9 protein-coding genes and 2 pseudogenes are annotated in these 13,302 nt (G+C 39.9%); 6 read left to right on the forward strand and 5 right to left on the reverse strand.

Annotated elements, in window-relative coordinates; translation table 11 throughout:
* Window positions 1-242 precede the first annotated feature (242 nt).
* On the reverse strand, window positions 243-623 hold the full coding sequence (locus A4R26_RS34320; RefSeq protein ID WP_081171744.1) for a hypothetical protein: 381 nt from the start codon (window positions 621-623) through the stop codon (window positions 243-245).
* 729 nt (window positions 624-1,352) lie between these two features.
* Between A4R26_RS34320 and A4R26_RS36190 the strand changes: the two are divergent.
* Window positions 1,353-1,490: pseudogene (locus tag A4R26_RS36190) on the forward strand (MBG domain-containing protein); the annotation flags it as partial.
* Between the two features lie 88 nt (window positions 1,491-1,578).
* On the forward strand, window positions 1,579-2,349 hold the full coding sequence (locus tag A4R26_RS34325; protein ID WP_081171746.1) for a DUF3050 domain-containing protein: 771 nt from the start codon (window positions 1,579-1,581) through the stop codon (window positions 2,347-2,349).
* Between the two features lie 73 nt (window positions 2,350-2,422).
* Here A4R26_RS34325 and A4R26_RS34330 read toward each other — a convergent pair whose 3' ends face one another.
* Window positions 2,423-6,505: a response regulator gene (locus A4R26_RS34330; RefSeq protein ID WP_081171748.1), complete on the reverse strand. Its 4,083-nt coding sequence runs from the start codon at window positions 6,503-6,505 to the stop codon at window positions 2,423-2,425.
* Window positions 6,506-6,927: 422 nt separating this feature from the next.
* Between A4R26_RS34330 and A4R26_RS34335 the strand changes: the two genes are divergently transcribed.
* Window positions 6,928-9,207 carry a PAS domain S-box protein gene (locus tag A4R26_RS34335; RefSeq protein WP_081171750.1) on the forward strand — a complete coding sequence of 760 codons (2,280 nt, stop codon included), beginning with the start codon at window positions 6,928-6,930 and terminating at the stop codon, window positions 9,205-9,207.
* Window positions 9,208-9,238: 31 nt separating this feature from the next.
* Window positions 9,239-9,688, forward strand: coding sequence for a response regulator (locus tag A4R26_RS34340; protein WP_081171752.1), 450 nt, complete (start codon window positions 9,239-9,241; stop codon window positions 9,686-9,688).
* Between the two features lie 102 nt (window positions 9,689-9,790).
* Here the strand turns inward: A4R26_RS34340 and A4R26_RS34345 are convergent, their stop codons facing one another.
* On the reverse strand, window positions 9,791-11,011 hold the full coding sequence (locus tag A4R26_RS34345) for an IS256 family transposase (protein WP_081171754.1): 1,221 nt from the start codon (window positions 11,009-11,011) through the stop codon (window positions 9,791-9,793).
* 74 nt (window positions 11,012-11,085) lie between these two features.
* On the opposite strand from A4R26_RS34345, the gene A4R26_RS34350 reads away from it, so the two are divergent.
* Together A4R26_RS34350 and A4R26_RS36195 are read left to right on the forward strand one after the other, a co-directional pair.
* Complete coding sequence (locus A4R26_RS34350) at window positions 11,086-11,595, forward strand: tyrosine-type recombinase/integrase (RefSeq protein ID WP_081171756.1); 510 nt, start codon at window positions 11,086-11,088, stop codon at window positions 11,593-11,595.
* A 293-nt stretch (window positions 11,596-11,888) separates the two neighbouring features.
* Window positions 11,889-11,990: pseudogene (locus A4R26_RS36195) on the forward strand (hypothetical protein); the annotation flags it as partial.
* 609 nt (window positions 11,991-12,599) lie between these two features.
* Here the strand turns inward: A4R26_RS36195 and A4R26_RS34365 are convergent.
* Window positions 12,600-13,037, reverse strand: coding sequence for an IS4 family transposase (locus tag A4R26_RS34365; RefSeq protein WP_081171760.1), 438 nt, complete (start codon window positions 13,035-13,037; stop codon window positions 12,600-12,602).
* Between the two features lie 11 nt (window positions 13,038-13,048).
* Window positions 13,049-13,302, reverse strand: a 254-nt coding sequence (locus A4R26_RS34370; protein WP_133054870.1) for a response regulator, incomplete at its 5' end; no start/stop codon positions are given.

The raw sequence follows: 13,302 nt of genomic DNA on the forward strand, positions 1-13,302 counted from the left end.
ATTGAGGAACCGTGTGCAGGAAAGCTGCTCACACGGTCTGTGGGGAAGCGGGGAGGCAACGAACCGCTCTACCCGGAACCTGCTAATACAGGATTTAAGGGTATTGGGAGCTTGTAAGCCGCAATGAGGCCTTGATAAGATAGGAGAAGGCCCTTAAACCCAATGACAAAATGGCAAACCGACCGCAGCAGTAAAACACCTTCTCTTTTATATATATTTAATTTTTTAACTGATACCCTATACTACCTCAATGGATATTCAAGGGCATTGTCTTCAAGCTTAGTTTGGAAGTGTAAAACAGCACTACCTTCTACCAGGTTTTTCTTTAACACGGCAAGAACAAAAGCACCTGATGGGTTTTCTAAATATTCAATCACTTCCCAAATGCCATTAATAAAGCTAACCCCAATCATTAATGTTTTATCCCAACAAATCGCGCGGTAATAATATCTCGTTCTACGATTATTCAATTCAATGATTATCGCCGGGGCGGAAATAGTCTTCACCGCTTTGGCATATTGTTCATTTGATAAGTTTATTACGTTTGTTTTGTCATCCAATACGCACCGGTAAAAAAATATCAGGTTATTATTGCAATCATATACACAAGATATCCTTTCCATAAAACAGGTTTTATAGTACAGTAGAATTAAGTATAAGTAAATAACTCTCGAATAGGAGAGTTTGCCCTAATTCAGGAAAGCCTACACCTGAAGAGTGACAGGATTAGTCGAGATGGTATCTTTGGGTTGGCTAAAGAATTATCAAACCAATTGTGTGCCTTGCCGGTATATACCTAACATAATCTTGCCATAAGGATTTTCAAAAACATTCCTTCACGTTCCACATTCCGTTTTCTTTATGAACTCCTATTAGCGCCGTGTATTGCCAATGTACAGTCCTGAAAACATGTAGAAGGGTAAAACTAACAATTTTTCATATTAAAAAAAATCATTTTAGCTACATGATAATTTCTGAGTAAATGCCATATTTTGGAATTACACAAAGGCAAAACCCTTTTGCACCATAGATAACTCTTTGATATTGTGTAACTTTAAAGATGTAAGAGTAGTAAGTATTCAGGCAAGCGCGAGATGATTTTCCGTACACCGATGCAGGAATTATTTGATCATTTGATCCGACGTTTGCAATAAATTATTTTCTCCAGGAAATCGCATGGCAATTTATTTATATGTATGTTTAGGCCAGGATATTAAGGTTTAATGGTTAATTGTATTCGATTAAGGCCTCTTACTCCTTGTGGAGAAGGGGCCCTTAGATTTTAATCCACGACTATCATTTGATTCCGGAGTCGGCATGGTTCTTTTGGCGAATGGGATGAGTATGGTGATGCCGATCCGGCGCTGGCTTATACTTATTCACCCATATTGGTGGGGTCTGATACTTTCATTGGGGCGTTGAGCAGAACCGTCGGTGAAAATGTGGGTGTATATGCATACGGGCGGAAAGGCTATGCAACCGGGCAGTAGAAGAGGAGTTAAAGATCGATCGTTGAGATTTAAGCATTTTTTATTTGTTTAGTTATACCGATATATTTGCAAACATTTACGAGAAGTTATGAGTGATTACATAAATAAAATGAGGCGTGAAATTGAGCCCATACGCCAACGGCTTATACAACACCCTGTTTATGCAGAGACAAAAACTATTGAACACCTGAGGTTGTTTATGGAACACCATGTCTTTGCCGTTTGGGATTTTATGTCCTTACTCAAAGCACTGCAACGTAATCTTACTTGTATTGATCTTCCCTGGATTCCGGTAGGAGATCCGGAAACAAGATATCTTATCAACGAAATTGTTTTGGGTGAAGAATCCGATATTGATGAAAATGGCAAGCGCACCAGTCATTTTGAATTGTATTTAAGGGCTATGGATAAGGCTGGCTGTAACTTGAATTCCATTAATGCCTTTATAAGGCATTTGGAGGGAAAATCATCAATTGCAGAAAGCCTTAGCATTTCAAATGCTCCTTTGGCGTCGATTGATTTCATACAAAATACGTTTGCTGTACTGAATAATAGCAAACCTCACGTTCATGCAGCAGTTTTTACTTTTGGAAGAGAAGATCTTATTCCCGGTATGTTTTTATCTTTTGTAAGTGAACTAAACAAACAATCCGGGGATAAAATCAGAACTTTAAAATACTATCTCGAACGTCACATTGAAGTAGATGGGGAGCATCATTCCGACTTAGCTTATAAGATGACAGAAAAACTCAATGGTACTGATCCTGAAAAATGGCAGGAAGCCATTGATGAAGTAAAGAAGGCTCTTTTTCAGCGTATAAAATTATGGGATGCTATTGCCCTTGCATACAAACGATAAACTCCGGCTTCAAAATAAAGGGCCTATCCGTTCGGTCAAGCCCCTTTACATAAAGGATCTTTTTGTTATAAAGTCAACTATTGTCTTGTAAGTATTGTTGATATAACCAAACTCGCATCAAAGAAAGTAATTGCTCTATATTTACAGGTTTTGCAATATAGTCGGACATGCCTGCCTCCAGGCATTTCTCGCGATCGCCTTTCATAGCTTTGGCGGTTAAAGCCAATATGGGTAATTTACTGAACTGGCTCATTTTCCTGATTTCACGAGTGGCTTCGTATCCATCCATTTCAGGCATCATTACATCCATTAGAACGATGTCTACATCTGCCTGTTCTTTTAATACCTTTATAGCTTCTTTTCCATTCTCTGCGGTAATGCACCGCATACCATCCTCTTCCAACGCAGTGGTAAGGGAAAAAATATTGCGTATATCGTCATCTACGAGCAGCACCTTTCTGTTTACCAGCACTTCGTCTGAATGGTGAAGTTTTCTTATGATCTGCTGCTTTTCTTTAGGTAAATTTGATTCTACCCGGTGTAAAAAAAGAATGGTTTCATCTAGCAACCGTTCTTTTGAGTTTGCCGTTTTCAGTACTATTGAGTTAGCCAGTTTATTCAAACGGGTTGCTTTTTCCCTGCTCAGTTCTTTTCCCGTATATACAATGATAGGCACTTTGTTCAGATCTTCGTTTGTCTTTATCTTTTCAATCAGGTCAATTCCGCTCATATCCGGTAATCCAAGGTCTATTATCACACAATCGAACCTTTCCTTCTGCATCAATTCAAATGCTTCGTTGCCTGAATAGGCAGAAGCTGATTTTACATCTCCATTGCCAATCAGTTCGCGGATAGCGTTATTATGTTCCTGGTTGTCTTCAACTATCAATAGTTTTTTTAACTTTTTCCGGACAAATTCCTCTATCCGTTCAAAAGCTGTTTGCATAGCTGCTTTGTCAACCGGTTTCCTGATAAAATCAAAAGCGCCTAATTCAAGACTTTCAATACGCCGGTCGTACGCGGATATGATCTGTACAGGTATATGTCTCAGGTCAGGGTCATGTTTTAACTGCTTTAATACCTCGGCCCCATCCATTACAGGTAACTGCATGTCGAGGATAATGGCATCCGGCCGATAATGTCGCGCCAGGCTTAACCCCGTATTACCCTGAAGGGCAATAATGCCTTTGTAATTTCTTTCATTGACAAATTTCAGCAGTATGGTGGCGAAATTTTCATCATCCTCAATGATCAGTACACACCGGTCGCTTTCACCAATTGTATACCGGTCGTCTTTTATGTTTTCAGGTAAACCAATTCCATTGGCGAATTCGTTTTGCAAATTCCTGGATTTACCGGCTGTTTTTCCGGCTTTCTTTATTTCGATGCCTTTCCCGGGACGCTGGGCCTGTATTGGGTCAAATTTCAGTGGAATATAAAGGGTAAATATACTGCCTTTCCCGTCTTCACTATGCAAATGGATATCGCCACCCAATGCATGCGCCAACTCACGGCTGATGGAAAGCCCCAAGCCCGTACCACCATATTTTCTTTTGGTTGAACCATCTGCCTGCTGAAAAGCATGAAAAATAATATGCTGTTTACTTTCCGGTATACCTATACCGGTATCTGTCACCGAAAATGCTGCTACTTTATCAAAATTCAGCAGTTTACCATCGCTAAATACATCAGCGGGAGTTATAATTTCCATTTGTAATATTACTTGCCCCCCCTTGTCAGTAAATTTGAACGCATTGGAAAGAAGGTTCCTGAGTATTTGTTCTACACGTTGCCTGTCGGTACGTATTGTAGTACTAATTATCTCCTGCGGACAAATAATTTCAAAGACAATGGACCTGGCATTAGCTACTTCGGAAAACATCGCACGCAGGTTTTCGGAAATACTGTTAAATGGTACATCGCCAATTTCCAGTTCCATTCTTCCGGCTTCCACTTTTGAAAGATCGAGTATTTCATTAATGAGGTTCAGCAGATCTGTGCCTGAATTGTAAATATTCCGGGTGAGTTCTATTTCTTTTTCTCCCAGTACCTTGTTTTTGTTTTCTGTCAATATTTGAGATAATATGAGAATACTATTGAGTGGGGTTCGTAACTCGTGCGACATATTTGCCAGGAATTCCGATTTATACTTACTGGTTACTTCCAATTCCCTCGCCTTTGTCTCCACTTCCATTTTGGCGGTTTCCAGTTTTTCTTTCTGCTCTTGCAGAAGGTTGGCCTTTTCTTCCAGCTCTTCATTGCTTTGCTGTAATTCTTCCTGCTGGGTTTTCAATTCAGCTTCAGATTTTTCGAGTAACTGTGTTTTCTCCTGCAGTTCTTCATTGGTTTGCTTTAGTTCTTCTTGCTGCATTTCCAACTCTTCTGCCTGACGCTGGGTTTCTTCCAGCAATTCTTTCAGCCGGGTCCTTGATTGCGATGAATTAAAAGCAATTCCGATATTCATATTCACCAGATCAAGAAATTGCAGGTCAAGCTCTGAAAAATTGTGCACGGCGCCAATTTCAATAACCCCTTTCACTTCTCCATCGTATAAAAAAGGATATACAACAATATTTTTAGGCAATGTATTTCCGAGGCTTGAATTGATCTTTGTATAATCATCGGGCACCTGTTCAAAAATAATTGGTGTTTTCTCCAGTGCTGCCTGACCTACGAGTCCCTGACCGGCCAGAATATGATTCACATTTTCTTTTCTATGATGAAAGGCGTAGCTGCCGGTCAGGTTCAGATGCCCGTTCTCTGAAAGATAGATACTGCCCACCTGCGCTTTCAAATACTTTGTAAGCTGACAAATAACGGCCTTAGCCAATTCGCGTATTTCCAATTCACCCCGCATTTTGTCGTTTATTTCATTATTGCCACTAAGCAGCCAGGTGCGGATCTCATTTTCGTGCGATAATTTCTGCAGGTTGCTTTTCATATTATTCAGTGATATGCCAAGCTTATCTGCTTCACTGCGCACCCGTACCTCCGGGGTATAATCTCCTTTTCCGATAATTTCAGCCGCCTCCGCATATTCCTGGCTAACCTTTATCAACTGGTTGAAGGAATTGGCCAGGCTGCCAATTTCATCCTTTGAGATAACAGGTACCGATAAATTTATTTCACCCATCGTAAAACGGTCTGCAGTGTTCTTAATGAGCATCACAGACGAAACGATAGACCTGATAGTAAAAAAAAGAAGTAATGCGATAAACAACACAACAACCAAAGCAATAATGATGCTTTGTGTCATTGAACCGGATATAGCTGCCAGTTTGCTTTCTGCAGTCCGGCGGATCAGGAGATTGGAAGCGTCCACTATTTCTTTAAATGTATTAAGATACATGATCCCATTGATCCACCAGTCGTCAACAGAAAATGGGAACCCGGTAAAAACCGGCAGGTGGTAAGCCGTATCTATCATTTTCTGTACCATTTTAATAGCCGGAGTAGTCATTTTCCAGTCGAACAGATCGGCCAGTTCATCCGGTGCACTATTGCGGAATTTTTCCAGGTTAATTTCATACTTTCCTTTTAATGCCGCAAATTCGGCGTAAGAGTTCCTGCCAAACCCGTTTAACAGGATGGCTTCTTTTCCGGCTGCTCGCAATTGCCCGTAATATTCTTTGCTATATATCAAAAACATATGGGTTGCCAGCAGATCCTTGATGTCAGCCTCGCGTGATGAACGAAAAGTTTTATCCAGCACCTTAATTTTTTGAAAAATAATGCCGGCAAAAACGTTTCTTATAGTTTCAGGATTTGTCTGTAGGGAATTAACTTCGGTTCGCAATGCAGAAAGGCTGTCCGGTGTGCTTAGCCAGCCTGCATCATTTTTATCGCTATTTATTAATTGTGTTAAATTGAAAATGGCGTTATCTGTTTTTTCACGCTGGGTAAACAATTCGCTCTTTTCTTCTTTACCCTTACCCAGCAGGTAGCTGATAGAATAACCTCTTTCCTGCTGTAACTGGTGTATTACATTTGAAATGGCTTCCCCGGCCAATACATTATTATATACCTGTTTGATCCGGTTTCTGGCAGCGATTTCATTTCGTATATTCTGAAGCAGGAAATAAAACAGCGCTGCCAGCGGCATCAGCGAAATAAGGAGCAGTTTGCTCCGGATAGAGAGGTTCTGTATAAAACGCATAACAAAAGAGGGTTCACTTCACAAATACGGTTTTAAAGATCATATATGTGAATAATTAAAAAAGATAGCTACCTGATGAGTCCTTATTGTTCGTTTTATAGGGAGCGATAGGGGGAGGAGTTGCCGTTATTAAATTTAGTATAAAATATTGGATCAATCACAAATACGTGAAAAATACCTTTTTTACTATTAATTTGGATTGTGAAAAATATTGTACCTTGGGAGTAATACCGTAGATATCACTTACGGTAACAGAATTTGTTAATCGCCTTCAAAAAATACTTCCGGCCTTATTGCTTCTTTAGTTATTCCGTTCTGTGAAATTTCTTCTTTTTCGGTTAAGGCACTCCCTTACGTAGTAGCGCATCCTGGCTTGAAAAGATCATCCTTTTCAGGAAGAACAGCTATTATTTGTATACAACATGCTTCTTAACAGAAAAGTTAACATTCTGATCGTTGATGATAGGGCAGGCAATATCCTTGTCCTTGAACAATTATTGTCAATGCCTGGCCGCGGATTTATCAGAGCAGCCAATGGCAAAGAGGCATTAAAGGTAGTTTTGAATAAAGATGTTGACCTGATCATTCTTGACGTGCAGATGCCCGGTATGGATGGTTTTGAAGTGGCGCAGATGATAAAGACAAATAAGCGCACCAGGGACGTGCCAATAATTTTTGTATCAGCCGAAAAAACGGAACGTCAGTTTGTAATGAAAGGTTATGAAGAAGGGGGCATTGATTATTTGTATAAACCGCTTGACCCTGAAATTACCAAAGCCAGGGTTGATGTGTTGCTGCAATTGTACCTGCAAAAAAAAGAACTGATAGAAAAGAATATATATCTTGAAAAATATGCATTGCTCATTAATAATTCCGCTGACCTGATCTGTATAATAAATGCTGACGGTTTGAGATTTGAGGAAATAAATAACGCGGCAACAGACGTTCTTGGCTATTCTACCAATGAGATGAAAGGCACTTCCCTGGAGTATTATCTTCCTGAAGAGGACCGGGTAAAAGTCAAAAAATTATGCAAAGAGAATCATGAAAAATTTTCTTTTGAAACCAGGGTTTACAATAAAGCCAGGGAAATAAAATGGCTTAACTGGAATATTGTAAATAAAAACCGCTGGTGGTTTGCCAATGCAAGAGATATTACAGATATAAAAGAGGTGGAAGAAATAAAAAATTACCTGGCAACTGTAGTTAAGCAATCCAATGAAGCGATCTATCTTCACAATCCTGATGGCAGAATCATTTCCTGGAATAAGGGGGCTGAAAGAATATATGGATTTTCAGAAGGGGAAGCACTGAACATGAAGATCTGGAACATTGTTCCTGAATACTTGCTGGCAGAAACACAGGAAGTGGTGAATGATGTTTTCGGGGGTGCGGAAATTCAATCGCTACAGACAAAACGTATCACAAAGCGTGGGAAAATTATTGATGTATTGTTTTCAGCTTCGGTAATGGTGGATGCGAACAACAACCTGAAGTCCATTGCTATAACAGAAATAGATATTACTGAACAGAAGCAGGCTGACGAGAAAATAAAACAACTGAATGCAGATCTTCAAAAAAATCTTTTGCAGTTAAAGGAACGGGAAGAACAGGTACAAACAATATTCAGGAATGCGCCTGATGCTGTGATTGTAATTGATGAGGATGGAAAGATCGTGAACTGGAATCCAAAAGCAGAAAGCATTTTTGGATGGACATCCGATGAAATTATTGGGAGCTTCCTTCATGAAACTATTATCCCGGAAAGGTTTCGGGCAGCACATGAAACCGGATTGAAGCATTTCCTGAAAACAGGCGAGGGGCCGGTTTTAAACAAACCTGTAGAATTGCCTGCCCACAGAAAAGACAATACTGAATTTACTGCAGGAATAAGTATATCACCCACCATTGTAAAAGGAAAATATTATTTCATTGGGTTCATCAGCGATATTACTTACCGGAAAGTAGCAGAAGCTGAAATAAAACAAAAAAACGAGCTTTTGGAAAACGCTGTAACGCAATTGAATCAGGTAAATAAAGAACTTGAATCTTTTTCTTATTCGGTATCACATGATCTTAGGGCTCCACTAAGAGCTTTAAGCGGCTTTTCTCAGATCCTGGAAGAAGGATTTACTAATTTAATGAATGATGAGGCCAGGCGCTTATTGAATAAGATACAACATAATGCTCAAAGGATGGGAACACTCATTGACGATCTGTTGGCATTTTCAAAACTGGGGAAAAGGGAAGTACAAAAATCGCTGGTGAACTTGGAAGAAATGATCAAAGAAATACTTGCTGATACTGAAAGCAACGCCAGGCATCTTTCCACCATAACAGTCAACCAGCTTCCTGCCGCCTATGCTGACCCTTCTTTACTTCGCCAGGTTTTGACTAATCTGATTTCTAATGCTATTAAATATTCTTCGAAGTCAGTATCTCCGCAAGTCATTATCGGGGCCTTTGATGAAAATAATGAATGCATTTATTATGTACAGGACAATGGTGTAGGTTTCAGTATGGAATATGCCAACAAACTATTTGGTGTTTTTCAGCGTTTGCATAGTAATGATGAATTTGAAGGGACCGGAGTTGGACTGGCGATTGTTCAACGCATTGTAACAAAACATGGAGGACGTATATGGGCAGAAGGAGAACCGGGTGCCGGTGCAACTTTTTATTTTACTTTACCCAGGCCATAAACCATTAACCATTAATTAATAATGAAATATTATGAACACAGGAAAAGTTGACATTATTCTTGTTGAAGATAACCCCGATGATGCAGAACTTGCCTTACATGCGCTGAGGAAAAACAGGATTGCCAATTCCCTCATTCATTTAAAAGATGGAGAGGAAGCCCTTGATTATATTTTTTGCAGGGGACAATATGAAAAAAGGAATATCAGCGACATTCCCAAAGTCATTTTGCTTGATATTAAAATGCCTAAGGTAGATGGCCTTGAAGTGCTTAAAAGAATTAAAGCCGATCCCAGCATCAGGATAATTCCGGTAGTACTGCTTACTTCTTCCAAGGAAGAGAAAGATATACTGGAAAGTTATCAGTTGGGTGCAAACAGTTATATAGTAAAGCCGGTGAATTTTGACAGTTTTGTGAGAGCGGTATCTGATCTCGGGCTCTATTGGATGTGGGAGTGTAAATTAAACTGTGTCATTTTATAATTCAGAGAACAAGTGTCATCTCGTTGGGAATTGATGTTTTTATTTGATACAGCTGGGCTATGTACTGGCGCCCCTAAAAACATCAATTTACAACGAGACTTGTTATAGTCGTAGCTTTAGGCGATCACCAAATTTAATGGATAGTTGCGATACGGTCAGACTCCAGTTTTGCAAAGGCTGGGTCCACTTCTTCTGGATGTTTTGTGTAGCCAGGTATATCAGCTTCAGCAATGCCATGTCGGAGGTAAAAGCGCCCTTCGTCTTGGTCACTTTACGCACCTGGCGATGGAACCCCTCAATGGTATTGGTAGTGTAGATCAGCTTACGGATGGCTTCGGAGTACTGAAAATAGGTGCTGAGCTTATCCCAGTTACGGCGCCACGAGTCGATCACCACAGGATATTTCCTGCCCCATTTTTCCTGTAATTGGTCGAGTTGATGCTCTGCCTCCTCTTTGCTCACGGCCTGGTATACAGGCTTTAAATCGGCCATAAAGGGCTTTTGATCTTTGCTGGCCACATACTTGATAGAATTGCGAATCTGATGGACGATACAGGCCTGCACTTCGGTGGCAGGGTAAATACTGGCAATGGCTTCAGCAAAGCCCTTCAGGCCATCGATGCAGGCTATCAGGATATCTGACACACCCCGTTGCTGAAGATTACTTAACACACCCAGCCAGAAGTTAGCACCCTCACTCTCCGAAACATATGTCCCCAGCAGATCCTTGCGGCCCTCTGCATTTATACCAAGGATATTATACACGCAACGGTTAACCACTCTGCCCTCTTCCTTAACTTTATAAAACATGGCATCCAACCAAACGATGCAATAGAGCGGTTCCAGTGGCCGGGCCTGCCATTCTTTTACAAGAGGAATTACTTTATCGGTGATGGAAGACAGCGTAGTGGCGGATATCTCCGTATCGTACATGTCCTTTATATGAGCTGAAATATCCCGGAAACTCATACCATGCCCGTACATGCCGATAATCTTGTTCTCAAGGCTCTCAGCCAGGATGGTCTCCCGTTTTTTAACAATCTGTGGCTCGAAACTGGCTGTCCGGTCCCGCGGTGTCTCCAGGTCAATGGTGCCGTCACCTGTCTTTAGCTTTTTACTGATCTTTCCATTCTTCCGGTTGCCGCCGGCTCGCTGCTCCTCATCCAAATAACTATCTATCTCTCCTTCCAAAGCCGCTTCAAGAATGTCTTTCAATAAGGGCGCAAAGGCACCATCTTTGCCAAATAATGATTTACCAGAACGCAGTTGCTCAAGGGTCTTGCGCTTGAGGTCTTCGTAGTTGAACTTTTCTTTTTTGTCCATAAAAAAACTGTATTAAAGGTCTTTATTTTTTTGCCTTTGACACAGTTTAATTTACAGTCTCAACATTGCGGGTAATGCGTATGTTGGTAACCTTACAACGTAACGGCGATTTCGAATTTGGAACACCGCTTACTGAATATAAGTTCCATACTTTGTTTGGCAATGTGGTAGACAAGTATCTCGATTATTGTTCAACAACGCTTAAGTTATCTACCAGCACACTTTCTGAACGTAAAAGAGAGATTTTCCGTTTTGATAGTTACCTCAATGACAAGAGTAAATCAGCAGGCAACATTACAGCCGACCTAATTGAGGAGTTCCTCTCGCAAAATTGCACAAAAAGCTCTCGTCGTCACTATAAATCTGCCTTTAGAACATTATACAGGTATTTGTTCGATGATGGCATCTTGGATAGAGACTACTCTTCTCTGATTTTAAAGGAACCTAAAGTAGCGCAGGGAAGCAAATTGCCGACAACTTATACTGAAGTGGAAATTAGAAAAATGATAAATGCCATTGATAAGAGTTCTGCAAAAGGAAAGAGAGATTATCTGATTCTACTTCTTGCAGCAGAGTATGGGTGACGTGCCTCAGATATCACTTCGTTCAGTCTTGATTAGATTGATTGGAACAAGAATAAAATATCGATTGTTCAACATAAGACTGGGATTCCCATTGGAATTTCCTTTGTTGGCCTCTATAGGAAATGCCATCGTCGATTACCTTAAACATTGCAGACCCACTGGTGGAGAAAATGTAATAATAGTTAATCATGAGAATACCCATAAAGGAAAAAAGTTGACATCCCCTACAATACATTCAGTCGTTGCCCTTGCAATGAGATCCGCTAACATCAAAAACTGGAAAAGGGCATGCCCTCCGGCACAGCCTGGCTTCAAATATGCTTAAGCGCAATGTATCAATACCCATTATTAAAACCGTACCTGGACACCAGAGTACAGAAACAACAAAGACTTAAATAAGCGTTGATATAGAAAAGTTACGTCTCTGTAGCCTCCCCTATTTCAGGGATAACGAGCCCATATTACAACCTTTAAATGATGTACACCATGAAAAAACTTGAATTAGGATCAGTGTATGTCGATCCCATAAACGCCTATCTGAGTTATCGAGAAAAGTGTGGTGTCAGGAATATACATAACAAGTTCCAATATTATCGTAAGCTTGATCAATTTATTTTGAAGGAAGGAATTAAAAACATTTCCTTCACTCAAGACCAAGCGTCGCGATGGAGAATGCCCTTTCAAAAAGAATCAGAAACGGGAAGATACAAACGAATAAATTATACCAAGAAATTCTTCGAGTATTTATTCATCAGAGGTGATGACGTATTCCAGTTCAGTGATCATTAGCGTCTTGCTATAAATCAAATAGATTCAATTGATTACAATCTTGTTCTTTGACATATTGCGGATAGGTGTTTGAAAATAATTCAAGTAACGGTGTTTTGCATAACAATGAGATGCTTAGGATTTGCAATATTTCGTATTGCGTTTGTTTAAGTTTTAATTGATGTTTCACAATAGCAACCATTAAGTAAGTAATCAGGGCAATATAGATTTGTGTTTTAAGTATTGAAACTATATCCCCAGAAAGCTTTCACTTTTAGATGTTGTTTTATCCATTTAAAAAAGAGTTCTATTGCCCATCTGTATTTATACAACCGGGCAACGTCCAGGGCACTTATTTCAAAATTGTTTGTCATAAATACAAACTCCATTTTAATTTCAGCATCATAGTATTTCAATCGCCTGATCGCTTCAGGATAAGACAAGAATATTTTTTGATTTTTAAGTCTAACGGCTTGATCGCATTTTATTCCGGTGTTTTCGTCTACCGATTGTGACGATAGTTTGACGAACTTAAAATTATCTTTCGCACGTGTTACGAAAAAAGCGCCTTCTTTGTGGATGCGATATAACCGGCCAAAGTCGATGTAACCCTTATCCATTACGTAATAGCTGCCTGCATAAGCTCTGAAACCATTATCCAGCAATATTTTCAAATAACTGATGCCTATTTTGACAAGACGGTCATGTATTGAAATCTAAAATGCTCATGTAATAACTGATGCAATTTTTCTTCAGTAAGCGGCTTCTCTAAATAGTTGACTACACTTTCATGCTTGAATGCCTTTTCCCGATCTTCCGGCTTTGCGGAAGTCGTAAGCATCGCCACTATAGTATCTTCTAATTTGGGTTTTAGTCTTTTGAATCTATATAGAAATTCCCATCCATCCATGCCGGGTAGGTTAATGTCGAGTAAAATGA

Source organism: Niastella populi (assembly GCF_002078015.1).
Taxonomy (GTDB): domain Bacteria; phylum Bacteroidota; class Bacteroidia; order Chitinophagales; family Chitinophagaceae; genus Niastella; species Niastella populi.